Raw genomic sequence first — 23,070 nt, 5'->3', positions numbered from 1 at the left:
GTTATAATGATATAGGTGATCATCATGAATATAGAAATAATAATGTTATTTTTACTCGTAATCGTTTTACTGATTTTTTTATTGCCACGTACTGAAGAAGATGGAAAAGAAAGAGCAGGTAAAGAAGGAGAGATACTTGCTGGTAAAATGATTCAACAATATCTCAATGAACAAGATATTCTCTTTAATAATGTAGAAATTGTTGTTCATGGAAGAGAAACAGAATTAGATTATGTTGTTATCAATAAAAATGGTGTCTTTATTTTTGAAGTAAAGAACTATAGTGGCGAACTTGAAGGAAATGAAGATGATGAATATTGGAATAAGTATAAAATAAGTAGTGGAAATAATGAATATGTAAAAGAAGTGAGAAATCCTATTAAACAATTAAAAAGAGAAATTTATTTATTAAAAGAATATTTGAAGTATTATGGTATTGATTTATGGATAAATGGTTATGTATTATTTGTCAATATGAATAGTCCAATAGATAGTGATTATACGATTAACAATGAAAGGGAATTAAATAGTATATTACATACACGTGGTGGACAAACGCTTAATAAAAAACAAATAGAAAAGATTGTAAATATATTAAAATAAAAAGATATCCTACAAGATATCTTTTTATCATTGAGATACTTTATATAAAACAAGTGCCAAGATTGCTGTTAAGATATCAGCAATTGTTTGACTACAAATAATGCCATAATAACCAAATATATGAGATAAAACAATAATACAAATAACAAAAACAACTCCTTGTCTTCCTATAGAAAGTAATAAAGCAGGAAGTGCTTTACCCTCTGATTGAAATAAAGTTGTAAAAACTAAAATAATGCCTACACAAGGAGAAGATAAAAGTAGAAATCTTAACATTAAAGTTCCTGATTGAATAATTGTAGAATCATTCATAAAGATTTTAATAAATGATGGTGTAAATAAAGCTAAAGTAATAGATGTACATAAAGCAAAAATAATTTCTACCAGCAAATCAAATTTAATAATCTCTTTTAAACGTTTTGTATTTTTAGCACCATAATTATAACCAATTAAAGGTTGTGCACCAAAAGCAAAACCAATCATGACAAGTAAAACAATCATATTGATTTTTAATACAATTCCCATGGCTGCTACTTTATCATTTCCAAAGGCTACTAAGTAATTGTTTGTTATAGCCATTGCAAAGCTAGACATTAAATTTGTAATAGAAGCAGGAATACCAATTGTAAAAATAGAAATGAGTTCATCTTTGGTAATATGTGTATATTTTAAAGAAATAGACAGTTTTTTACTTTTCTTTAAAGTAAGATAAATAAAAACAAGGTCTGATGCAAAATAACCAATAATAGTAGCAATGGCTGCACCTCCAGCTCCCATGTTTAAATAAAGAATAAAAATAGGATCTAAAATCATATTAACAATTGAACCGGTAATTGTTCCAATCATGGATTCTGTAGCCAATCCTTCTGTTCTCATGAGATTACTAGGTGTCAAGGAAACAATAATCAAAGTAGCACCTAGTGCCATGTAAGTATAATATTGACTGGCATAAGGAAGCGTTGCTTGATTTGTTCCAAGCAGTGTTAAAATCGGTTTTCTAGCAATCATCATAATAATTGAAACAATAAGTCCACAAACAATAGCTCCATAGAAACAAAACCCACTGACATTTTTTCCTTCTTCATCTTGTTTTTGTCCAAACAAACGAGAAATAACAGAACTTCCTCCAATGCCAAAGATATCTCCTAAAGCAATCATTAAGGTAAAGATTGGGGTACATAGAGAAACACCGGCAACAAGGTTTGTATTTTGTGTTTGTGCCACAAAAAATGTATCAACCATATTATAGACTAAAGAAATAACCATGCTTAATACAACAGGTAAAGCAAGTTTAAAATAAGCTTTAGATATGGGCGCTTTTTCAAATAAATCATTATTATTCATATAAATACCTCTCTTTCTAGGGAAGTATAACAAAATGATTTGTCAATTATTGTGACATGTGTCACAATAAAGATATGAAAAAGATTTATGATAAAAATTTAATAAATAAAGTAAAAGAAGAACTTAATTAACCATCTGACACATCTTTTGATTTAACTCCGTTATTCTCACTTTAAACCGAGGAGTATAATCTATCACTTCTTTAAAATATTATATACTTTTCTTAAAGAGGTGGATACTATGGCTAAAAATCAAAAACCAAAAAAGGATTCTTTAATTACTTTAACTAGAAAATATGCAAATAATCATGATGAATGTGTAAAATTCTTTTTTAAAATGAAATGGCCTGTTGGCTTTTACTGTGAAAAATGTGGATGTACACATTACTATTCCATTAAAAGAGGTGATGTCTTTCAATGTAAAGAATGTGGTCATCAACATTACTTACTTTCTAATACTATATTTCAAGATAATAAGCTAGATCTTTATAAATTGATTTTAGGAATGTATCTCTTTTTTACGGCAAATAAAGGTTTGTCTGCGATTGAATTAGCTAATGAATTAGAAATAAATTATAAAACAGCGCTATTACTTTGTAGAAAATGTAGGATTCTTATGTCCCAAAGTAACAGTGAAAAAATTCTGGACAGCTTTTTTTATGAAGCAGACGTTGCTTATATAGGCTCAAAAAGTAAAGAAGAACACAAACAAGGAGTTGCTACTGAACAGCAACCCTTTTTAGTAATGTTATCAACAGATAAAGAAAATAAATATCCAAAATTTTTAAAATTAATGCCAGTAGCTGTAGATAGTACAAATAATATTGTTAGATTCATCTCAAAAAAAGCAATACTTTCAAAAGAAAGAATACTAAACACTGATGGAAAAACAACTTTTTTAGGATTAACTGATAAAATAACATTAAAATCAGAAAAAATACTCTATGATGAAGAAAATCATAGATTGTATTGGCTTAATGTATTAATTGGTGATATAAAGAATAATATTACTGGTATATATCATGGAGTAACTAAACGTGACTTACCTTTGTTTTTGAATGAACAAGAATGGCGTTTCAACCATAGATATACTGGAAAGAACTTCATGAACAAAATACAGAAATATGTTTTGAAATCACATCCATGTCCTAAAAAAGCAATTATTACTGTACTCAATTTATCCGAACCATACTATGCACATGTGTCAGATGGTTAATTAAGAAGAAGAATACAAAATAGGAAATTATTTTTCTAAGGAATATGAATTTATAGTGATTGAATATGAAGAAGGTGAAACAATTATTAATCCTTTAGAAAAAACACAATATATTCAATTTGTATTAGAAGGGACATTATTGATTTCTTTTATTGATCAAGAAGGCAGACAAACAATTGTTTCTCAAAGTGAAGAATTATGTATTTTAGGAGATATGGAATTTGTTGATGACTTAAAACCAATGTTTTTTGCAGAAGCAAAAACAAAAGTCAAAACTTTAGCACTTTCTTTGAAAGAGTATAAAAAAAATCTTAATCAAGATCTCCAATTTTTACATACACTTTTAAACTCAATTGCTTCTAAATTAAAATAATCTTCAACCAATCAATTTGTTTATCAAAGTGTTGAAGAACGTTTTCTACATTATATGCATTATTATTGTGAGGATTCATTAAAAAGTATTGAAGAAGCAATAAACTATCTTCACTGTAGTCGAAGACAACTACAAAGAATATTAAAAAAGCTTTGTGATGAGAATATACTGATTAAAGAAGGAAAAGGAAAGTATAAAATAAAGGGATGAAATTTTTCATCCCTTTAAAATTATGCATTTAACATTTTGTTGGCAAGTTTTTTAGCAACAACGACTAATAAAACAGCAACTGCAGCAAGAATAGCTGAACCAATGAATCCCATTACGTAAGATCCAGTAGCATCAAAGAAACTTGCTGAAATCTTAGGACCAACGAAAGCACCAATACCATAACCAATAAAGATTAAACCATAGTTTCTATTATAATATTTAGAACCAAAGATTGTTTTAACCATTGGAGCGAAAACAACAAGTAATCCACCAAATGAGAAACCAACTAAAGCAATACATACAACAAAGTATGCAAATGAATGAGCAATTGTTAACATAATCATTGAAATACCATTTAAGATTAAGACAAGAATTAAAGAATTCCATCCTTTTAATTTATCATAAATAACACCAAATGATAAACGACCAAACATATTAAATAAAGTCATTAAACTTACACATAAAGCAGCATCCATAGCTGATAAACCAATTTGAGTTTGAGCAATTGGTGATGTTGCAGAAACCATCATAGTTCCAGCAGCATTAGCGAAAATAAACATTACTAATAATACCCAGAAGATTGGAGTTTTAACCATTTGAGGAATATTGTAATCTTTTGTATGTAATTCTTTGCTTTGTTGTGCACTTGGTACCCAACCTTCAGGAGTCCATCCATCAGGACAAGGAACGATCATCCAAGCAACAGCTCCAACACCGATTAAGAAAACAACACCTAAAATTTTACAAGCCATTGGTGCTCCAAAATTATCAATTAACATTTGAGCGATAGGTGACATAATGAAAGGTCCACAAGCAGCTCCAGCTTGAACTAAACCAGAGATAGAACCACTTTTATCTGGGAACCATTTTAATGCTGTTGGTAAACATGCAGGATAAATTGTTCCAGCACCAGCACCAGCAATGACACCATAAGCAATATATAAGAATGGAATAGATGAAGCAAAACCAGTTAAGATCCATCCTCCAGCAAATAAAACTAAACCAATATAAATAGCAACTCTTGGTTGTAATTTTTCAGCTAAAATACCACCAAGGAAACCTACTGCACAGTAGATAAACATATAAATTGTGTATGCCATTGAAAAATCTGAATTACTCCATCCAAATTGATTACAAAATGGCAAGCAGAATAAACTAAAGAATGCAGTGGCAGAAGTGAATAAACTTTGAATCCAAACCCCTGCAAAAACACGCCAACGTGTTGCTTTTGTAATTTTCATATTCTCTTTTCTCCCTTATTATTGTAAAGTACCTAAATCAAGTGATACACCTTGTCCATTGAATTTACCAGCTTCTCTACTAGTTCCTAACCAATAAACCATACTTGCAATATCTTCTACTTCAAGGAATGGTACACCAGCATACATTTCTTCAACAGATTTGAAATCTTTACCAGTTAAATCATTAATGAATTTAACATAATCCATTGTTTCACACATTGGAGTTTTAACTTTAGTAGGACATAAAGCATTAACAATAATTCCTTTAGAACCCACTTCTTTAGCAAGAGTTTTAGTTAATCCTAAAATACCCCATTTACTCATACAATAAGTAGCTAATTGAGGAGTACCATATAAACCAGAAGTTGATGAAATATTAATAATACGACCAAATCCTTGTTTTAACATATATTGAGTAGCATATTTATCAGTACGCCAAGTACCAATTAAGTTAATATCCATTACTTTTTCAACTTGTTCATCAGTTAATTCCCAAGTATAACCGAAGTTAATAACACCAGCATTAGCAATAACAACATCTAAACGACCAAATGTTTCCCATGCAGCTGCAAATAATGCTTCCATATCTTCAGTAGAAGTAATGTTTGCTTTTTTAGCTAAAACTTTTGCTCCTTTAGCTTCACAATTTGCAATTGTTTCTTTAAATGCTTCATGAGATGGATCTAACATATCAGCTAAAACAACATTAAAACCATTTTCAGCATATTTGTAAGCATGAGCACGACCTTGTCCCATTGCTCCACCTGTGATAAGAACAACTTTTTTTTCTTCCATAATTTTTCTCTCCCTTTGTTATTTATTTAACATCACATGTTATTTTTTTAACAAAGTCATTTTAAACTCTCAAACAATTTGAGAGTCAATAGGGTAAAATGAAGTCAAAATCAGTAAAAAAATAAAGAAATATGTTATAATAAGGCGAAAACTTTAAAACTATTTGAAGGTTGGTGGATTATGTACAATACATATACAATTGGAGAATTAGCAAAAATACTAGGAATTACCGCTGAAACAATTCGTTATTATGAAAGAAAAGGTATCATTGCGCCTATTCATGATCAAGAAACAGGATATCGTTATTATACGACATGGGATTTACATATGTTGATTCGAGCACGTTGTTATCTTGGATTTGGTCTGTCTATTGAAGAGACTGCAGGTATCTTACAAAGTAAATCTTTAGAAGAAATTGATGATTTGTTAGAAAAACAAGAACAAATCATAGAAAAAAATATTATTTATCAAATGAATTTATTAAAAAGATTACGTACCAATAGAAAGCTTATTAGTCGTAGTGAAAATTTAAATTTTACTTTACAAAAAAGACCAGGAATTTATCGAATAGATACTCAAAAATGTTATACGATTGATTTAAAGAAAGAAGAACGTGAAGAACTTAAAGAATTTTGTCAAAAAATTCCTTTTGTTTTTTCTACAGCAGTGTTTCCTAAAGAACATATAGAAAATGAAAATAAAGAATTTTATTATGGAATAGGTGTTGAAGAAGAATTTGCAGGAGTATTAGATCTTAAAGAAAGTGAATATGTTCATTATTATCCTGAACAATTATGTCTTTATATGACGATTTCATCACGTTCAAGTCAAATACTTACTTACGAAGTTTTAAAGCCAGCATTTGAATATATGGAAAAAAATAGTCTTCAACTCGCAGGAGATGTGATTTCTCAGGTTGTTTCGATGTGGAAACCAGAAGAGGAATATTTTAATTATCATAATATTTGGATTCCTATTAAATAAAAAAGCAATTTCGAATGAAATTGCTTTTTATCTTGTTCTTTGTAATGATTTTTTAAGAATTGAATCATCAATAAAACGAATATTTGTTTCTAATACTTTTTGTCCATATGTAAAACGTAATTTTGATTTCTTTGGATAAGAAACTCTTTTAATTTTACGATAATCAAAGATAACACGACCAATTAAAACTTGTCTTTGTCCAAAATAAATAATCCATTGAATCGTAAAATAGAAAGCAATTGAATAAATAGTTAAAGCATTTAATGGTAAATAAACACTATCAACATCTCCATTTAATAAATGAGAAATCATGTAATAAATACAATAAACAAACATAACGAGATAAATAACAGTAAGTATTCCATAAAATACTTTTCCTTGTTTAATGACTCCACAAATCATTGTTTCATCTTTTTTCTTTGTTTTAATAATTGTAGCTACGAAGTTAACAATAAGGTAAGTAAACCAAACTAAAACAACAGCTACTAAAATAGGCACTAAATATTTTAAATCTCCCATAAAAGACGCTCCTTTGAATAATTACCTTATTATTATACAAGAAAAAACAAAAATAGTATAGTGTTAAAAAATCTAATCATTAAAACAATATGTTATAATAAATGAAAAAGGAGAATAAAATGGAAATTACAAAAGAAATATTAGAAAGTATTTTAGATGCTTATAGTTATGAAGTTGTTTTTGTTGATCGTCAACATATTGTTCGATATATGAATAAAACAGCTAAAGAAAGATATGGAAATCGTGTACAAATCAATCAAAGTTTATTTAATTGTCATAATGAAAATTCTAAAATTAAAATAGAAGAATTTTTAAAACGAGCTGATGCTGGTGAAGATGAGATGTTTGAAACATATAATAAAAAAACAGGAGAAAGAGAATTCTTTGTTCCTGTTCGTAATCATGATAAACAAGTGATTGGTTATTTTGAAAGACATGAAATGCCATGGGATGAAAGTAATCCAGAAATACCTGTAACTGAATATTGGAAACATAGAAGATAGCTTGCTATCTTCTTAATAGTTTCTAGCATAATATTCATCAAAAGTAAGACCACTTTTTTCTATTTTTTGAGCAAGTTCTTTTCCTACATAGCGAATATGCCATGCTTCATAGCTATAGCCTGTTAAATTTTCTGTATCTTTAGGATAACGTAAGATAAAACCATAATGACTTAATTGACTTAAAAACCAAGTATATTGAGGATGTTTTTCTACTTCTTCGAATTTATATTGATCTAAAGCAATATCCAAACCTAAACCTGTTGTATGTTCACTATGTCCAGGACGTGAACAAGTTTCATCAGCTCTTTCTACACTATAAGTTTCTACCATATGATTATAAATTTCTTTTTGCCATGCAGTTGAACGATAACCAGAAGCTACATATAATTCAAACCCTTTATTGGCACAAGCTTTTTTTAAAGCTTGAAAATCATCATAAACGATTTTTCTAGCAGTATGTTTACTATAAGGACTTCCATAAGTTCCTGCATTGGTATTGATTTCAACAAGATCACTAGGCTCATAGTTTTCATCTAATTGATAATATTTATTAACAATTGTATTTAAATCATTAGGATGTTCTTGTTTAATGATTTTTCCATAAAAATCAAAATCACGGTTCATATTTACAAGAGTAATGACTTCCTCTTGACTTAGATCTTGATGTTGTTTTTGATAATAATCATAACGTTTTTTATTTTCTTGATGATAATAACTTATAACAGGTGTTTTTTTCTTTGTTGTTTTTACTTTTTTTGTATTATTTTTAGGATAGAAAAAAACAATACCAGTAATGATACATATAATAAGGAATAATAAACAAATTTTCTTTTTCATATAAACCTCACATTTCTATTTTAATACCATCATTATTGATGACTTGTTTGACATAGTTTTTAAATTCTTTAACAATATTATTTTGATCTTTTAAAATATTATGTTGACTTGCTAGTGAAGCAGTATAGTCTTTAAGAGGATAGATAGTCACAACATCATTATTATAATGATTAACGAGTGGGATATATTGAATATTTTCAATACTGATTTCATTTTCTTTTTTCACAAAATCTAAACAAACCATTCCTTCTAATTGATTATAAACATCTTTCATTGTACTTAAAAAATTACCTAAAGAATAAATAATAAGTGTATTATTTATCTTTTCAATAGGTTGAATGAGATGAGGATGGTTTCCAATTACAACATCTACTCCCAAATCAGCAAAATATTGAGCATATTCTTGTTGTAAAGAAGATAATTCACTATGTCCTTCTTTACCCCAATGAACAGCTACAATGACTACATCACTTTGTGCCTTAGCTTTGGTTACATCTTCTTTAATTTGTTCCTTATCTAATTGACCTAATATATAAGGATAAGTCTTTAATTGTTTTTGAATAGATTTATAATTTTTAGTTTCATTAACACCAAAAGTATAAGCTAAAAAACTAAAGCGAATACCATTTCTTTCAATAACTCTGATAGTTTGACGATCCTCTTGATTTTCATATAAACCAGAAAATAAAATATCAGGGTGTTGTTTCCAAATGTGAGCAGAAGACATTAAAGCATCTTTTCCCAAGTCCATAGAGTGATTTGTCGCACTAGAGACCATATTAAAGCCTGTATCTTGTAAATCATCAATTAAAGATTCTGGGGAATTAAAATTAGGATAGCCTTTAATCCCATAAGAATCACCAGCAATTAAAGTTTCTTGATTAATGTAAGCTAAATCATGACTAGAAATATAGTTTTTTACATGTTGATAACAAGGTTTAAAATTATATGTTGTATTATTTCCTTGTTTGAGAGCATATTGATAAACATTTTCATGGATCATATTATCACCTACAGCTACGAAAGAGACTGTAGGATATGATGGTTCTTTTTTAGTTTTTTTATGTACTGTTCGAGGTTGAATAGGGGTAGAAAAATAAGAAAAAATAAAATAAAAAAGTAAGCATATTGTGATTAAGGAAATAATTGAAATAAATAATATTTTTTTCTTATTGGTTGTCTTCATATGTTTTCTATCCTTTCTTTTTAATTATAAATATATTATTATTAATTTAATAAAAAATAAACATTTTGGAGAGAAAAAATGAAAAATAGTGAAACAAGTGAACAATATGAAATAGAATATCAAAATGTAGATTACTATGGAGAATATAAATATGCTGATTTATTATCAAAACTTTCTAATCTTGCGACTAAAAATGCAATAGAAATAGGTTTGTGGAATGAATCATTTAATGGGAAATATGGATGGGTTTTAGTTAAACAAACAGTTAAATTAATAAGACCACTTATAGTAGGAGAAAACTTAACAGTTTCTACACGTGCAAAAGGAGAAAGAAAAATTCAATACTTTAGAACATATGATTTAAAAGTCAATAATGAAGTAGTTGGTGGCGTTTATTCAATTTGGACACTTATTGATATTGAAAAAAGAAGAATAGTAAGACCACAAAAAGTGGGTATCACGATTCCTGAATGTGAAGAATATAATAGCTTTGTTGAAAAATATGAACCGCTATTAGAATTAGATACTCATAAAGTGACTTCGAGACATGTTTTATATAGTGACATTGATTTGAATAAACATATGAATAATGCAAGATATCTTGAATGGGTCATGGATTTAATTCCTCAAGAAGTATTAGAAAAATATTTTATTGGAGAAATGACAATGCATTATCAAAAAGAAATTGCTCCTGAGAGCAATGTGGATTTATATTATGGACAAGAGAATGATTGTTTTAAAGTTGAGTTTAAAATTGAAGAACAAACACATTTTACTATAACAGGACGATATAGTAAAAAAGCTTATGATTGATTGCTTTCATAAGCTTTTATAATATCTTGAAAGGTAACAAGATGAATAGATGGATTGGTTTTAGCGTATTCTAAACAATAAGATGTAAAGCCTGTTTTAGAAAATAAATAGATAAATTTATTTGGAAAAGAGAAAAGCTCACTTCTAAAAATTGCTTTTTCTAAAACTTTTTTATCTATTTCTTCATTTCTCCATTTACATTCACCTAATAAAATTTGATTTTCATCATTATAAGCTAAAATGTCAATTTCTGCTTCTGCTTTGATACGTGGATCATTTCCCCACCATCTTCCTAATTTTAAGAAGAAAAGAGGTAATTCTTCACGGATATTAAGAAGCCATAAGTATTGTTTACATATATCTTCAAATATATAACCCATAAACTCATAAAAATGGGGTTCTATTTTTTCATAAACTTTTTCACCCATTCCAATATTAATTAAAGAAATATTAGGTAAAATAAATTTATACCAGAATTGAAACATGTGATCTTCTAATAAATAAATAGTTTGCTTTTTAGAAGGTTTATAAATAGGATAATCTTTGATAATAATTCCAAGAGAAATAAGTTTTTTTATATAAGTTGTACATAATCCTGTTTCGATTCCTACTTGATTGGATATTTCTGAAAGTTTTGTTGCTCCTGTGGCAATCGCTTGAATAATTGAATTATAGGTTGATGGATCACGACATTCTTGCTTAATTAAATTTGTGGGTTCCTCAAAAAGATAACCATTACTTGATAAAAAGATATCTATAATATTTTGTTTTAATGATTTATTTTCACGAAATAGTGAAATATAAAGAGGAATGCCAGAGGTTAGTCCATAAATAAACGCTTTTTCTTCATAAGAAAATGAGTTGAAGTAATCACAAGTTTCGAAAAAAGAAAAGGGTTTTATTTTGTATTGAGAAGTTCTTCTTCCGTATAATGGACTTTGGTATCCTAAAACTTGCTCTTCCATAAAAGATAGAGAAGAACCACATAATATTAAAAAGAGTTTAGAATCTTCTTTATTTTTATCAATAAGTAATTGTAGGATAGATGAAATCGCAGGATATGTATTTGCAAGGTAAGGATATTCATCTATAACAAAGATAATTCTCTCTTTCTTTGCTTTTTCAAAAACATTTTCTAAAGCTGCTTGAAAAGAATTAAAAGTGATATCATCTAAGCTGCTTTGTAAAATAACTTGACTTAAATTTATTAAATTTTGTTTTTGGGTTGTTTCTAGACCGGTAAAAAATAAAGCTTTTTTGTCTTTGATAAATTCTTGAATTAAGGATGTTTTTCCAATTCTTCGCCTACCATAAATAACGGCAAATTCAAAACGGCTTGAATTATATTGTTCATTAAGTTGTTTTAACTCTGTTTTTCTCCCGATAAACATTTTGAAAGCTCCTCTCAACAAATAGTATAATATAATAAAGTATATTACGATATACTTTATTATATTATACTATTTGTTGAGGAAAATATACAAGAAAAAAGTGGTCATTCCGGACCACTTTCAATATCTACTAATACATTGTAGGAGTTGGCATTGCAGGAGTGGCAGAAGTATCTTTTGCATCAGCGATACCGGCTTCTGTTGTAATAAACAAGGAAGCAATACTACATGCATTTAATAAAGCACTACGTGTTACTTTTGTAGGATCAATAATACCTTTTTCAAACATATCGACCCATTGACCATTTTTAGCATCGAATCCATAATTCTTTTGGGCATTTTTTTGGTTTTCCACAATATCTTCAGCATTATATCCAGCGTTTTCAGCAATTTGTTGAATTGGTGCAAACAATGCTTCCATAACAATATGAATACCTTTTTGAACATCAACATTAACAGCTTTTAAACGAGGTTTAACTTCTTTATAAGCTTCTACTAAAGCAGCTCCACCACCAATAACAATTCCTTCTTCAACAGCAGCTTTTGTAGCGTTTAAAGCATCTTCAATACGTAATTTCTTTTCTTTTAATTCACTTTCAGTTGTTGCTCCAACTTTAATTGTAGCAACACCATTTGATAATTTACCTAAACGTTCTTTTAATTGTTTTTGATCATAAGAAGCAGTTGTTTTAGCTAATTGATTTTCAATGCTTTCAATACGTTGTTTTAAACTATCTGATGGATTATTTCCAGCAATCATTGTTGTATGATCTTTTGTAACAATTACTTTTTTAATTGTTCCTAATTGATCAAGAGTGACATCTTTTAATTCCATCGAAATATCTTTATTAATAAAGGTACTACCAGTTAAAGCAGCAATATCTTGTAATAATTCTTTTTGGTTATCTCCAAATCCAGGAGCTTTTGTTGCGACAACATTGAATGTTCCTCTTAATTTATTTAATACAAGAGTTGAAATAACTTCATTTTCATAATCATCAGCAATTAATAATAATGGTTTATTACTTTGAACGATTTGTTCAAGAATTGGAAGGATTTCTTGTAAATTATTAATTTTATGATTTGTAATAAAGATATAAGGATTTTCCATTTCAACAGTCATTTTATCATGATCTGTGACCATATAAGGAGAAACATATCCTTTATCATATTGCATACCTTCATTGATTTCTAAGACATTGTCAAAACTATTAGATTCATCAACATTAATAATTCCATTTTTACCAACTTTATCCATTGCTGAAGCAATCAATTGACCAATTTCTTCATTACCAGCTGAAATAGTTGCTACTGAAGCAATATCTTGACTTGTTTCAACTTTATGTGAATTTTTCAAAACAACATCAGCAACTTCTTTACCTGCTTTTTCAATACCTTCACGCATTAAAACAGGATTAGCTCCTTTGTCAACAGCCTTTAAACCATTAACAATCATATTTCGCGCTAAAATGGTAGCTGTTGTAGTACCATCACCAGCAACATCATTTGTTTTATTGGCTACTTCATAAACAAGTTTAGCCCCCATATTTTCAAACTTATCTTCAAGTTCTATTTCTTTAGCAATACTTACACCATCATTTGTAATTAATGGAGAACCATATCCTTTATCTAAAACAACATTACGTCCTTTAGGACCTAATGTGACACTTACAGCATCTGCTAAAACATTAACACCTTTTAACATTGATTGACGTGCGTCATTTGAAAATCTTACTTCTTTACTCATAAATATCTGCCCCCTTATTCAAATTTCGCAATAATATCTTTTTCATCAATAACAATATAATCTTGATCGTCTACAGTTACCTTAGTTCCTGAATATTCTTTATAAATGACACGATCATTTTCTTTTAAAGAAGAAGTACATTCATCTCCAACTGCAATAACATTTGCAATAGATGGAACTTCTTTCTTTTCAGTAGATAAAACAATTCCACTTGCTGTTTTATTTTCCTTTTCTTCTTTTTTTATTAATACAAATTTATGCAATGGTTTAATCATACTATTCACTCCTTTAGCACTCACCATATCCTTGTGCTAATTTGTATTATAGTCTTATATGTTAACTGAATGTGAACTTTTTAGCACTCAAATTAATTAAGTGCTAAATCATGGTTACAAAAAAGTGCCTACTTTACCAAATAAAAAAGATACTTTATGATGTTATTGAAAGGAAGGATAAGAAATGATTAATAAAGAAAATTGGAAAGAAAATTATACACATATTTCAAATGAAGTGATTGATAATGAAAAGGTTTTAAGAGTTGTTAAAAGTGGAAAAATTAATGAATATGATGAAAATACGTACGCTAAATTAGTTGATTCATCATTTCATAATGGAATTATTGAAGTGAAGATGTTAAGTCGTTTATTAAAAGATGCTCCTGATTTTGCTAGAGGATTTATTGGTATTGCTTATCGTATTAATGAAGATGATACAAAGTTTGAATCATTTTATGTAAGACCAACAAATGGTAGACAATGTGATGATCCAGTAAGAAAACAACATGGTTGTCAGTATTTTTCTTATCCGACATATACATTTGCTTATTTTAGAGAACATGGTATTACAAAATATGAAAATCAAGTAGATATTGATTTAAATGAATGGATCAGTTTAAAAGCAGTTATTGAAGATGAAAAAGCTACATTTTATTTAAATGATGATCCTCAACCATTATTGGTAGTTGATCAAATGATTCATGATAAATCTATGAGAGGAAATATTGGTTTCTTTGTTGATATTGGAACAGAAGCATTCTTTAAAGATTTAAAAATTACTTATTTTGATTAAAAGATAATTTCTAGAGGTCTAACAGCGTTAGACTTCTTTTTTTATGGCTTTCATATTTTGTAATATTTAACTTTTTAAATGATAGAGATGTTAAAATCATATTCAATATCTTTTTTTGATGAGATTAGGAAAATTATTGCATTTTTAAATGTAGAAGGTTTCCTTTTGACAAAATTTTAATTTGATATAATAAAAATAGAGGAAGGTGGAAATACCAATGAGAATGTATCTAATTATGAAAGATTTTATAAATTCAAATATATATCTCTCACTAGATTACTTTGTTCAAAAGTATGATGTTTCAAAAAGAACGATTCAAAATGACTTATCATACTTAATGCGTATTTCTCCTCGAAAAGGTTTTACATTTCATAACAAAAGAGGTTCTGGATATCTCTTAGAAATAACAAATGAAGAATTGTTTAAAGATTTTATGGAAAGCTTAAATGAGGGTATTTATTTTCAGGTTAAAGAAAGACCAGCACAAATTTTAGCTTATCTTGCTATTCAAACTGGATATATTTCTATGGATAACATTGCAGATACTTTTCAAGTATCTAAGACTGTTATAAAGCATGATATGAATGATGTTGAAAATCTAGCAAAGAGTTATCATTTTGAATTAGAAAGAAAAACACATTATGGTATTTTGTTACGTTATGAATTGACACCTTTTAAAAAGTACTTAGTTGAAGAATATTTAAATCAAAATGTTTTTATTCAAACGGCAGTAAATGATGTTGTTGAAGAATTTAATGACATTGAACAAAAGTTAATTAGGCAGTTGAATAAAGAAGGATTGAAAATCAACTATAATGAACTTTTAAATGTGGCTGAATATTTAAAGATTGTTGTTTATGTTGCACATAGACAAGATGAACAAAAAGAGGAATTTATTTTTGATAAAAATGATGAGATTCATAGAATTGTTGAATTTTTAGTTGGAATATTAGAAAAGAAATATTCAATAGGATTAAATACAAAAAGCATAGAAGAAATTTTAGACGTTTTACAAAAAAATATAAAAAGAGAAATAGGTTCAATATCTTCTTTTACAAATTATTTAAAAGAAGATATTGAAGAATTTATAAAACAAATAGATGAAAAATATGATACGAAGTTTCTTGAAGATGAAGACTTTAAGAAAATGTTATTAGCACATGTTTCATTATTAATAGATAGATTACATAATAAAATTTCATATCAAAATCCATTAGCCAATGAGCTGAATATTACATATCCAATGATGTTTAACATCGCACTTCAGTTTTGTAGCATGTTACATGAAAAATATAATGTTGAAGTGACATTTGATGAAATTGGTTTTGTAGCGATGCATTTTGCATCCCATATGGAAAAAGAAAAACAAGGTAAATTGTTATCTTATAATCGTATTGGAATTGTTTGTTCATCAGGTGGTGGAAGTGCTTATATGATTAAAATACAAATTGAATCATTGTTTCCTCAAGCAGAGGTACAAACATTTTCGTTTTTACAACAAGATGAATTAAAAGCCTTTCAACCCGATTTAATTTTTACAATCATGCCTTTATCTCAAGAAATCAAGGCACCAATTATTTATATTAAAGAACTACTTGATGATAGAGATTTAGTGAAGATTAAACAAATTTTACAATGTGAAGAATATGATCCTTATACTTTGATTCAAGATAATCCTATGTATTATTCATTCTTCTCTAAAGATTTTTTTAAATTTATAGAAGCAGATAGTTATGAAAATATTATTCGGATGATGGGACAAGAATTAGAGGATAAAGGTTACGGTAAAAAAGGCTATACTGATTTGATTTTTGAACGTGAATCGTATGTAAGTACTATTTATACAAATGGAGTTTGTATACCCCATCCACTTGAAACAGACGCACTTAAAAATATGATTTCTGTAGCTATTTTAAAGAAACCATTTGTACAAAATGGCAAAGAAATAAAAATAGTTTTTATGATTTGTTTAAAGAAAGATCAAGTTGAAATATATAAAGTAATAACTAAAAAGTTATATCGTTTAATGCAAAAGAGTAATTATGTTGAAATGTTAACGAAGGTTGATTCTTTTGAAGAAATGATGAGTTTAATGAAAGAAATAGGAGGTGGAAATAATGAATAGTGAATTGTTAAAAGAATTGAGTAATGCTGATAGTGTAGCATCAGTTGAAGATGAAGTAAGATCGATTCTCTATCGAGAATTAGCAAAATATAGTGATGAAGTTTTTAGTGATCGTTTAGGAAGTATTGTTTTTCATAAAAAAGGGACTTCACCAAATCCTTTAAAAATCATGTTTTGTGCTCATATAGATGAAGTAGGTTTTATGGTAAGACATATTTCTGATATTGGTTTTGTATATTTAGTAGCTTTAGGTTCAGTTTTAAATAAAAGCAAAGAAATGCAAATGGTTAGAATTACGACGCAAGATGGTAAAAAAGTGGAAGGTTTATTAAATGTGACTAAAGATAGCAACGGTAACGTTAAAGAAATGTACGTTGATATTGGAGTTGATAGTGCAGATGAAGTAAAAGCTTTAGGAATTGATGTTGGTGACATGGTTTGTTTTGCTAGTGAAGCAAGACAGCTTCAAGATAAAGTGATTGCTGGCAAGGCAATGGACGATCGAACAGGATGCTATGTCATGATAGAAGCAATGAAAAGAATTCATGGAGATGTTGAAAATGATATTTATTTTGTAGGAACAAGTAGTGAAGAAGTTGGTGTAAGAGGTGGTAAAACAGCGACTCATCTTATTGATCCTGATATTGTTTTTGCACTTGATGTTGCAAATAATCCAGAACTTGTTAAAAACTATACGAATCATCGTTTAATTGGTAAAGGACCAATGATTGTTCATTATGACAAAACTCTTTCACCAAATAAAAAATTGATTAAATATGTTAAAGAATTAGCCAATGAACATGGAATACCTTATCAAAGCGATATGTTCGGTGGAGGAGGAACAGATGCTGGAAATGCACACTTAGAAAAAGGTGGACGTTTGGCACTTGTTTTAGGAATACCACTTAGATATTGTCATGGATCTTATTCATTTGTTCATAGTGATGATTTAGAAAGTTTGACACAGTTAGTTAACTGCTTAATAGATCATTTGACATATCAAGATTATCAAAATTTTATTAATTTTATTGGAGGATAAACAAATGACAGAAACGGAACAAATTATTGTAGGATTAATTTCTTCAGCTGGACAAAGCAAATCTTTAGCTTTTGAAGCATTGAAGAAAGTAAAAACAGGTGAATATGATGAAGCAAGAAAGATATTAGAACAAGCTAAAGAAGCTGATTTACAAGCTCACACTGTTCAAACAAAGCTTATTCAAGCCGAAATGTCAGGCTCTGGAAATAAGCCAGAAGTTGGGTTATTAATGGTTCATGCACAAGACCATTATATGACTTCTCAATTAGCAAGAGATCTAATTGAAGAATTAATAAATGTATTTGAAGCAAAGGAGGGTAAATAATGAGAATTGTATTATGCTGTGCAGGTGGACTTTCTACAACAATGCTTATGAATAGTATGAAAGATACAGTACATAACAGTGCAAAATTAAATGATGCTGATTTTGATTTTATCGCTATTCCAATTGATATTCTACAATCTGAAGCAGACAATTGTGATGTTTTAGTTTTAGGACCACAAGTTGCACATAAATTAGATGCAGTAAAACCTATCATCGAACCTCGTAAGATTCCTTATGTTATTGTTGATCAAGAAACATATGGAAAAATGGATGGGGCAACTGTCATGAAACAAGCGTTAATTGCACGTAGAAAAGCAGATTTAAAAAAATAATTTTATGGGGAGGAAAAAACGATGTACTCAAAATTTGAGAACTTTATGAAAAAGTATTTAGCACCGCTTGCTGATAAAATGGATAAAGAAGTTCATTTAAGCGCTGTTAAAAAAGCAATGGTTGCAATGACACCATTGTTAATTATCGGTAGTTTTTGTTTGATCCCAGAAGCAATTCCAAATATGATTGGAGAAAATCATGTAATTTCTCAATGGATCTTAGCAAATTTGGATATTATCTATATTCCTTATAATGTAGGTATGGCTTTAATGTCAGTTTATGTTACTGTAATCATTGCATATCAATTAGCTAACTCTTATAAGTTAGATATTCCAGGATGTGTAACAATGGGATTAGTATCATTCTTAATGTTAGTTGTAGAATTCACAGAAGATGGTGGAATTTCTAAAACTTATTTAGGACCTAAAGGTTTATTCTGCGCAATGTTTGCAGGATTTATCGCTGTTGAATTATTCCGTTGGTGTAAAAAGAAAAACTTTACAATCAAGATGCCAGATACAGTACCTGATTTCGTATCTCGTTCTTTTGAAATGATTCCTATTTCAGTAATCATTATTGGATTCTTCTTAATTGTACGTATTGTTTGTGTCAATGTATTAAATACAATGCCACCATTAATCTTTACAGCAATCTTTGCACCATTGGTAGGATCTATGGATAATCCAATTGCTTATACTTTCTTAAAAATGTTACAAGCTTTAATATTCTTCTTTGGTATTCATCCATCAGTATTAAGCCCAATTACAAGTCCAATTTCGACTCAATTCTTAGCAGAAAACATTGCTGCTGTTCAAGCTGGTGGTGTAGCAACTCACTTCTATGCTCCTGGACCTGAATCAGCATTTGGTAACTTTACAGGTAGTGGTGTTACTATTGGTTGTGTATTCTGGTGCTTAATGAGTAAGAATAAAGCTTTAAAACAAGTTGGTAGATTATCATTTATTCCAGCATTATTTGGAATTAATGAACCAATTCTATTTGGTGCGCCAATTGTATTAAATCCAATGTTCTTTATTCCATTTGTTATTTGTGGTGGTATTATTGGTTCATTAGGAGGATGGGCAATGTATTTAGGTATTATGAAATGTTCAACCTTCACACCACCATATGTAGGTGTATTCTTAGAAGGATTCTTAACAAATATGGATCCTATGTCTATAGTAGTTAATGCAGTACAATTAATATTATCTATTTTAATATGGTATCCATTTGTTAAATCATATGAAAAGACTTATGGTAATAAAGAAGAAGAAACTAATGCTATCAGTGCAGAAGATGCAGCTATCTTAGACGATTTAGACTTAGACTTCTAATTAATAGGCAAGTTTCGACTTGCCTTTATTTGTAGGAGGATTAAAAATGGCAAAAAGAATAAATAAAATACAAGAATTTTTAGATGAAAAAGATATAGATGCTTTATTAATTAAAAGTAAAACAGTAAAAAAATGGATGAATACTATGACTGGTAGTGGTTGTCAAGTATTGATTACAAAAGAACATGGCTATTTAATTGTAGATGGGCGTTATATTACAGAAGCCAAAGAAAAAGAACATGATTTAGAAATTATATTACATAATCCACATTTAACAGGACGTAATTATTTAGGGACAGTAGAAGAAATATTAAAAAAAGAAAATTGTAAAACGCTAGGGGTAGAAGCGTATCAAGTATTAGTTAAGGAATATCGAGAAATAGAAAAATTAGGGATAGAAGTTCTTTTATTGGATCAAGAAATTGCTCATCTTCGTATTGTTAAGGAAGATGAAGAAATTGAAGCAATGAAAAAATCAATTGCAATTACTGATGAAATCTATCAAAAAGTAATTGAACACATTCGTGTAGGGATGAGTGAATATGAAATTAGCGCTTTAGTACAATATTATTCAATTGCATCTGGTGCACAACAAATGTCTTTTGATACAATAGTAGCAACAGGTGAAAGAACAGCTTTACCACATGGTCGTCCAACTTCAAGAAAAGTAAAAGCTCATGAACCTATTATGATTGATTTTGGTATTCAATATCAAAATTATCAATCAGATATGACACGTATGTGTTTTATTGGAGAACCTGATCCAAAAATCAAAGAAATCTATGATGTTGTTTTAAAAGCACAACTCGCTGGTCTTGCTGCTATTAAAGCAGGAGTTAAGGGAAAAGATGTTGATAAAGCAGCTAGAGATGTGATTGAGGCTGCTGGTTATGGTGAATATTTTAATCATGGTTTAGGACATGGACTAGGAATTGGAGAAGATGGTGAAGGACCAACTTTAAATTCAAAGAGTGAAACAGTTTTACAAGAACATATGATGATGTCTTGTGAACCAGGTGTTTATGTTCCTGGTGTTGGTGGTGTTCGTATTGAAGATGATGTTGTTATTATTGATGGTGTAGGTGTACCATTAAATAAAACAACAAAGGATTATATTATTTTGGAGGAAAAATAAATGAAGTATGATTTTAATGAAGTTCATAATCGTTTAGGTACTTATTGTACGCAATGGGATTATATACAAGATCGTTTTAATAAAAAGGATTTAATACCATTTTCAATATCTGATACAGATTTTATTATTCCTAAACCTATTACTGAAAAAATATTTGAGGTGGCACATCATCGAATTTATGGATACACAAGATGGAATCATCATGATTTTAAATCATCTATTACAGGATATTTTGAAAGAAGACATCATACACATATTGAAGAAGATTGGATCTTATATAGTCCTACTGTGATGTATTCAGTTTCCTTATTGATTCGTTTATTAAGTCAACCTCATGATAAAGTATTAACATTTGAACCTATGTATGATTCATTTTATACAGTTATTCAAGATAATGATAGACAATTAGTAGCTCATCGTTTAATATCGAAAGATGGGACATTTGAAATAGATTTCGATCTTTTTGAAAAACAAATACAAGAATGTCAATTATTATTACTTTGTTCTCCACATAATCCAACAGGAAGAATTTGGACAAAAGAAGAAATGGATCAAATAGTAAAGATATGTAAAAAATATCAAGTAAAAATTATTTCTGATGAAATTCATATGGATATTCAATTAAGAGATAGAAAACATATTCCTTTATTATCTTATATTCATGAATATGATGAACTTTATACAGCAGCTTCATCTAGTAAAACATTTAATACACCAGGATTAATTGGTTCATATTTAATGATACCAAATGATGAAGTTAGAGAAAAATTCTTGATGCATACAAGAAGAAAAGATTTCTTAAATTCTGTAAGTATTTTTGGTATGTATGCGACAATGATAGGTTATACACAATGTGATGATTATATTGATCAACTTAATGATTATATTAAAGAAAACATGAAAATTGTAGAAGAATTTATAAAAGAAGAGTTACCTGATTTTAAATTTAAAACACCAGATGGAACTTATTTAGCTTGGATTGATGCAAGAGATGTTCCATATACTGCTGAAGAAATACAAGATGCTTTAGTGAATGTTGGTGGAATTGGGATTATGAAAGGTGAAATTTATGGTGGCCCAAAATATTTAAGAATGAATATAGGGTGTCCACAATCTAAATTAAAAGAAGGATTGCGAAGATTTAAAATAGCAATGGATGCATTATATTCAAAATAGGAGGTATTTATTATGCATTATTTATTAATTAAAATTCAATTACTGTGGGCTAAACATACAAAATGGCTAGATAGAAATCCTGTAAAAGTTCCAGTAAGTAAACGTGTCATAGCTTATGCTATTGATTGGGCAGTTGGAGGTATTATTAGTGGTTTTCCTGCTGTTTTATTCTATGGGGGAGTTACTGGTAGATCAGATATGTTTAGTGATCTTTATGTTTTTCCTAGCTTAGGTTTTCCAACGTATTGGTCCTATCTTGCAGGTATATTATGTATTGTTGTGGCTTTTGTTTATTATATTTATATTCCTTATAAGAAATATCCAGGACAAACACTCGCAAAACATTGGTTAAAAATAAAGATTGTAAATAATGATGATTATAGTGATGTGAGTTTAAAAACTTTGATTATTAGACAAGGGGTTGGATTATTCTTATTAGAAGGTTCGGCTATTGTTGTTACTAATTATTTAAGACAAATGCTTACACTAGCAACAGGTTTCTATTTTGACTATTATTTAAAAATGATTGGTATGGTTATTACAATGATTTCAGGAGTTTTTGTTTTAGGGTCAGCTTCTCAAAGAAGTATCCATGATTATCTTGCTAAGACAAGAGTTGTGGGTGAAGATGAAAAACCAGCAAAAAGAAAAGAAAAAAAGAATAAAAAAAATAAAAAGAAAAAATAATGCATAATAGTAAAATATAAAGAACAATGTCGGCTCCGTGTCAATAGTGGAGGGGCTTAAGAGATAGCGAAAGCTATCTCTTTTCTT

24 protein-coding genes are annotated in these 23,070 nt (G+C 28.8%); 15 read left to right on the top strand and 9 right to left on the bottom strand.

The window, feature by feature from the left end:
* Window positions 1–24: 24 nt before the first annotated feature.
* On the top strand, window positions 25–603 hold the full coding sequence (locus tag ACLVEP_RS00535; protein ID WP_412582136.1) for a nuclease-related domain-containing protein: 579 nt from the start codon (window positions 25–27) through the stop codon (window positions 601–603).
* 27 nt (window positions 604–630) lie between these two features.
* Here ACLVEP_RS00535 and ACLVEP_RS00530 read toward each other — a convergent pair whose 3' ends face one another.
* A complete protein-coding gene (locus ACLVEP_RS00530) occupies window positions 631–1,947 on the bottom strand; it encodes an MATE family efflux transporter (RefSeq protein ID WP_412582135.1) in 1,317 nt (438 codons plus the stop codon).
* Window positions 1,948–2,187: 240 nt separating this feature from the next.
* Between ACLVEP_RS00530 and ACLVEP_RS00525 the strand changes: the two genes are divergently transcribed.
* Window positions 2,188–3,162: an IS1595 family transposase gene (locus tag ACLVEP_RS00525; protein WP_257360652.1), complete on the top strand. Its 975-nt coding sequence runs from the start codon at window positions 2,188–2,190 to the stop codon at window positions 3,160–3,162.
* A 55-nt stretch (window positions 3,163–3,217) separates the two neighbouring features.
* A complete protein-coding gene (locus ACLVEP_RS00520) occupies window positions 3,218–3,535 on the top strand; it encodes a cyclic nucleotide-binding domain-containing protein (protein ID WP_412582134.1) in 318 nt (105 codons plus the stop codon).
* A 230-nt stretch (window positions 3,536–3,765) separates the two neighbouring features.
* Here the strand turns inward: ACLVEP_RS00520 and ACLVEP_RS00515 are convergent, their stop codons facing one another.
* Entirely contained in the window at window positions 3,766–4,986 is a 1,221-nt protein-coding gene (locus ACLVEP_RS00515; protein ID WP_318000382.1) for an OFA family MFS transporter, read from the bottom strand.
* 18 nt (window positions 4,987–5,004) lie between these two features.
* A complete protein-coding gene (locus ACLVEP_RS00510; RefSeq protein WP_412582133.1) occupies window positions 5,005–5,781 on the bottom strand; it encodes an SDR family NAD(P)-dependent oxidoreductase in 777 nt (258 codons plus the stop codon).
* 180 nt (window positions 5,782–5,961) lie between these two features.
* On the opposite strand from ACLVEP_RS00510, the gene ACLVEP_RS00505 reads away from it, so the two are divergent.
* Complete coding sequence (locus tag ACLVEP_RS00505; protein WP_318000380.1) at window positions 5,962–6,765, top strand: MerR family transcriptional regulator; 804 nt, start codon at window positions 5,962–5,964, stop codon at window positions 6,763–6,765.
* 27 nt (window positions 6,766–6,792) lie between these two features.
* Here ACLVEP_RS00505 and ACLVEP_RS00500 read toward each other — a convergent pair whose 3' ends face one another.
* Window positions 6,793–7,284: a hypothetical protein gene (locus ACLVEP_RS00500; RefSeq protein WP_412582132.1), complete on the bottom strand. Its 492-nt coding sequence runs from the start codon at window positions 7,282–7,284 to the stop codon at window positions 6,793–6,795.
* 119 nt (window positions 7,285–7,403) lie between these two features.
* Here ACLVEP_RS00500 and ACLVEP_RS00495 point away from each other — a divergent pair, with 119 nt between their 5' ends.
* Complete coding sequence (locus tag ACLVEP_RS00495) at window positions 7,404–7,787, top strand: PAS domain-containing protein (protein WP_412582131.1); 384 nt, start codon at window positions 7,404–7,406, stop codon at window positions 7,785–7,787.
* Window positions 7,788–7,799: 12 nt separating this feature from the next.
* On the opposite strand, the gene ACLVEP_RS00490 is transcribed toward ACLVEP_RS00495, so the two are convergent.
* Window positions 7,800–8,624 (bottom strand): D-alanyl-D-alanine carboxypeptidase family protein, encoded by an 825-nt coding sequence (locus ACLVEP_RS00490; RefSeq protein ID WP_412582130.1) that lies wholly within the window; start codon window positions 8,622–8,624, stop codon window positions 7,800–7,802.
* A 7-nt stretch (window positions 8,625–8,631) separates the two neighbouring features.
* Window positions 8,632–9,810, bottom strand: a complete 1,179-nt coding sequence (locus ACLVEP_RS00485) for a CapA family protein (protein WP_412582129.1) — start codon at window positions 9,808–9,810, stop codon at window positions 8,632–8,634.
* Window positions 9,811–9,888: 78 nt separating this feature from the next.
* Between ACLVEP_RS00485 and ACLVEP_RS00480 the strand changes: the two genes are divergently transcribed.
* Complete coding sequence (locus ACLVEP_RS00480) at window positions 9,889–10,623, top strand: acyl-[acyl-carrier-protein] thioesterase (protein ID WP_412582128.1); 735 nt, start codon at window positions 9,889–9,891, stop codon at window positions 10,621–10,623.
* On the opposite strand, the gene ACLVEP_RS00475 is transcribed toward ACLVEP_RS00480, so the two are convergent.
* From ACLVEP_RS00475 to ACLVEP_RS00465, 3 genes are all read right to left on the bottom strand, one after another.
* Window positions 10,614–12,014 (bottom strand): ATP-binding protein, encoded by a 1,401-nt coding sequence (locus tag ACLVEP_RS00475; RefSeq protein ID WP_412582127.1) that lies wholly within the window; start codon window positions 12,012–12,014, stop codon window positions 10,614–10,616. The genes ACLVEP_RS00480 and ACLVEP_RS00475 overlap by 10 nt on opposite strands.
* Before the next feature lie 130 nt (window positions 12,015–12,144).
* Window positions 12,145–13,761 (bottom strand): chaperonin GroEL, encoded by a 1,617-nt coding sequence (gene groL, locus ACLVEP_RS00470; RefSeq protein WP_412582126.1) that lies wholly within the window; start codon window positions 13,759–13,761, stop codon window positions 12,145–12,147.
* A gap of 14 nt (window positions 13,762–13,775) precedes the next feature.
* On the bottom strand, window positions 13,776–14,036 hold the full coding sequence (locus ACLVEP_RS00465; RefSeq protein ID WP_022002595.1) for a GroES family chaperonin: 261 nt from the start codon (window positions 14,034–14,036) through the stop codon (window positions 13,776–13,778).
* A 184-nt stretch (window positions 14,037–14,220) separates the two neighbouring features.
* Between ACLVEP_RS00465 and ACLVEP_RS00460 the strand changes: the two genes are divergently transcribed.
* The 9 genes from ACLVEP_RS00460 (at window position 14,221) to ACLVEP_RS00420 (ending at window position 22,983) form a co-directional block, all read left to right on the top strand.
* Entirely contained in the window at window positions 14,221–14,829 is a 609-nt protein-coding gene (locus ACLVEP_RS00460; protein ID WP_412582125.1) for a hypothetical protein, read from the top strand.
* A 217-nt stretch (window positions 14,830–15,046) separates the two neighbouring features.
* A complete protein-coding gene (locus tag ACLVEP_RS00455) occupies window positions 15,047–16,954 on the top strand; it encodes a BglG family transcription antiterminator (protein ID WP_412582124.1) in 1,908 nt (635 codons plus the stop codon).
* Window positions 16,947–17,993, top strand: a complete 1,047-nt coding sequence (gene ypdE, locus ACLVEP_RS00450) for an aminopeptidase (protein WP_412582123.1) — start codon at window positions 16,947–16,949, stop codon at window positions 17,991–17,993. Before ACLVEP_RS00455 ends, ypdE begins: the two co-directional genes overlap by 8 nt.
* A 4-nt stretch (window positions 17,994–17,997) precedes the next feature.
* Window positions 17,998–18,318: a PTS lactose/cellobiose transporter subunit IIA gene (locus ACLVEP_RS00445; protein WP_022002599.1), complete on the top strand. Its 321-nt coding sequence runs from the start codon at window positions 17,998–18,000 to the stop codon at window positions 18,316–18,318.
* Entirely contained in the window at window positions 18,318–18,650 is a 333-nt protein-coding gene (locus tag ACLVEP_RS00440; protein ID WP_022002600.1) for a PTS sugar transporter subunit IIB, read from the top strand. The genes ACLVEP_RS00445 and ACLVEP_RS00440 overlap by 1 nt, the downstream gene beginning before the upstream one ends.
* A 21-nt stretch (window positions 18,651–18,671) precedes the next feature.
* A complete protein-coding gene (locus ACLVEP_RS00435) occupies window positions 18,672–19,985 on the top strand; it encodes a PTS sugar transporter subunit IIC (protein WP_412582122.1) in 1,314 nt (437 codons plus the stop codon).
* 46 nt (window positions 19,986–20,031) lie between these two features.
* Entirely contained in the window at window positions 20,032–21,120 is a 1,089-nt protein-coding gene (locus tag ACLVEP_RS00430; RefSeq protein WP_412582121.1) for a M24 family metallopeptidase, read from the top strand.
* Window positions 21,121–22,296: a MalY/PatB family protein gene (locus ACLVEP_RS00425; RefSeq protein ID WP_412582120.1), complete on the top strand. Its 1,176-nt coding sequence runs from the start codon at window positions 21,121–21,123 to the stop codon at window positions 22,294–22,296.
* A 12-nt stretch (window positions 22,297–22,308) separates the two neighbouring features.
* Complete coding sequence (locus ACLVEP_RS00420; protein WP_227359486.1) at window positions 22,309–22,983, top strand: RDD family protein; 675 nt, start codon at window positions 22,309–22,311, stop codon at window positions 22,981–22,983.
* Window positions 22,984–23,070: the final 87 nt, after the last annotated feature.

Origin of the sequence: Faecalibacillus sp. (assembly GCF_047023275.1) — a bacterium.
Lineage (GTDB): Bacteria > Bacillota_I > Bacilli_A > Erysipelotrichales > Coprobacillaceae > Faecalibacillus.
Note: the sequence above shows the minus strand (reverse complement) of the source record. Positions and strands in the feature narration are given on the sequence as shown.

What these genes read in the sequence shown, in the direction of transcription:
- ACLVEP_RS00505 (WP_318000380.1), top strand. Translation starts at nt 5,962, where the DNA reads ATGTACAATACATATACAATTGGAGAATTAGCAAAAATACTAGGAATT.
- ACLVEP_RS00500 (WP_412582132.1), bottom strand. Translation starts at nt 7,284, where the DNA reads ATGGGAGATTTAAAATATTTAGTGCCTATTTTAGTAGCTGTTGTTTTA.
- groL (WP_412582126.1), bottom strand. Translation starts at nt 13,761, where the DNA reads ATGAGTAAAGAAGTAAGATTTTCAAATGACGCACGTCAATCAATGTTA.
- ACLVEP_RS00420 (WP_227359486.1), top strand. Translation starts at nt 22,309, where the DNA reads ATGCATTATTTATTAATTAAAATTCAATTACTGTGGGCTAAACATACA.
- ACLVEP_RS00495 (WP_412582131.1), top strand. Translation starts at nt 7,404, where the DNA reads ATGGAAATTACAAAAGAAATATTAGAAAGTATTTTAGATGCTTATAGT.
- ACLVEP_RS00445 (WP_022002599.1), top strand. Translation starts at nt 17,998, where the DNA reads ATGACAGAAACGGAACAAATTATTGTAGGATTAATTTCTTCAGCTGGA.
- ACLVEP_RS00525 (WP_257360652.1), top strand. Translation starts at nt 2,188, where the DNA reads ATGGCTAAAAATCAAAAACCAAAAAAGGATTCTTTAATTACTTTAACT.
- ACLVEP_RS00530 (WP_412582135.1), bottom strand. Translation starts at nt 1,947, where the DNA reads ATGAATAATAATGATTTATTTGAAAAAGCGCCCATATCTAAAGCTTAT.
- ACLVEP_RS00490 (WP_412582130.1), bottom strand. Translation starts at nt 8,624, where the DNA reads ATGAAAAAGAAAATTTGTTTATTATTCCTTATTATATGTATCATTACT.
- ACLVEP_RS00465 (WP_022002595.1), bottom strand. Translation starts at nt 14,036, where the DNA reads ATGATTAAACCATTGCATAAATTTGTATTAATAAAAAAAGAAGAAAAG.
- ACLVEP_RS00455 (WP_412582124.1), top strand. Translation starts at nt 15,047, where the DNA reads ATGAGAATGTATCTAATTATGAAAGATTTTATAAATTCAAATATATAT.
- ACLVEP_RS00430 (WP_412582121.1), top strand. Translation starts at nt 20,032, where the DNA reads ATGGCAAAAAGAATAAATAAAATACAAGAATTTTTAGATGAAAAAGAT.
- ypdE (WP_412582123.1), top strand. Translation starts at nt 16,947, where the DNA reads ATGAATAGTGAATTGTTAAAAGAATTGAGTAATGCTGATAGTGTAGCA.
- ACLVEP_RS00440 (WP_022002600.1), top strand. Translation starts at nt 18,318, where the DNA reads ATGAGAATTGTATTATGCTGTGCAGGTGGACTTTCTACAACAATGCTT.
- ACLVEP_RS00480 (WP_412582128.1), top strand. Translation starts at nt 9,889, where the DNA reads ATGAAAAATAGTGAAACAAGTGAACAATATGAAATAGAATATCAAAAT.
- ACLVEP_RS00460 (WP_412582125.1), top strand. Translation starts at nt 14,221, where the DNA reads ATGATTAATAAAGAAAATTGGAAAGAAAATTATACACATATTTCAAAT.
- ACLVEP_RS00425 (WP_412582120.1), top strand. Translation starts at nt 21,121, where the DNA reads ATGAAGTATGATTTTAATGAAGTTCATAATCGTTTAGGTACTTATTGT.
- ACLVEP_RS00475 (WP_412582127.1), bottom strand. Translation starts at nt 12,014, where the DNA reads ATGTTTATCGGGAGAAAAACAGAGTTAAAACAACTTAATGAACAATAT.
- ACLVEP_RS00535 (WP_412582136.1), top strand. Translation starts at nt 25, where the DNA reads ATGAATATAGAAATAATAATGTTATTTTTACTCGTAATCGTTTTACTG.
- ACLVEP_RS00485 (WP_412582129.1), bottom strand. Translation starts at nt 9,810, where the DNA reads ATGAAGACAACCAATAAGAAAAAAATATTATTTATTTCAATTATTTCC.
- ACLVEP_RS00515 (WP_318000382.1), bottom strand. Translation starts at nt 4,986, where the DNA reads ATGAAAATTACAAAAGCAACACGTTGGCGTGTTTTTGCAGGGGTTTGG.
- ACLVEP_RS00435 (WP_412582122.1), top strand. Translation starts at nt 18,672, where the DNA reads ATGTACTCAAAATTTGAGAACTTTATGAAAAAGTATTTAGCACCGCTT.
- ACLVEP_RS00510 (WP_412582133.1), bottom strand. Translation starts at nt 5,781, where the DNA reads ATGGAAGAAAAAAAAGTTGTTCTTATCACAGGTGGAGCAATGGGACAA.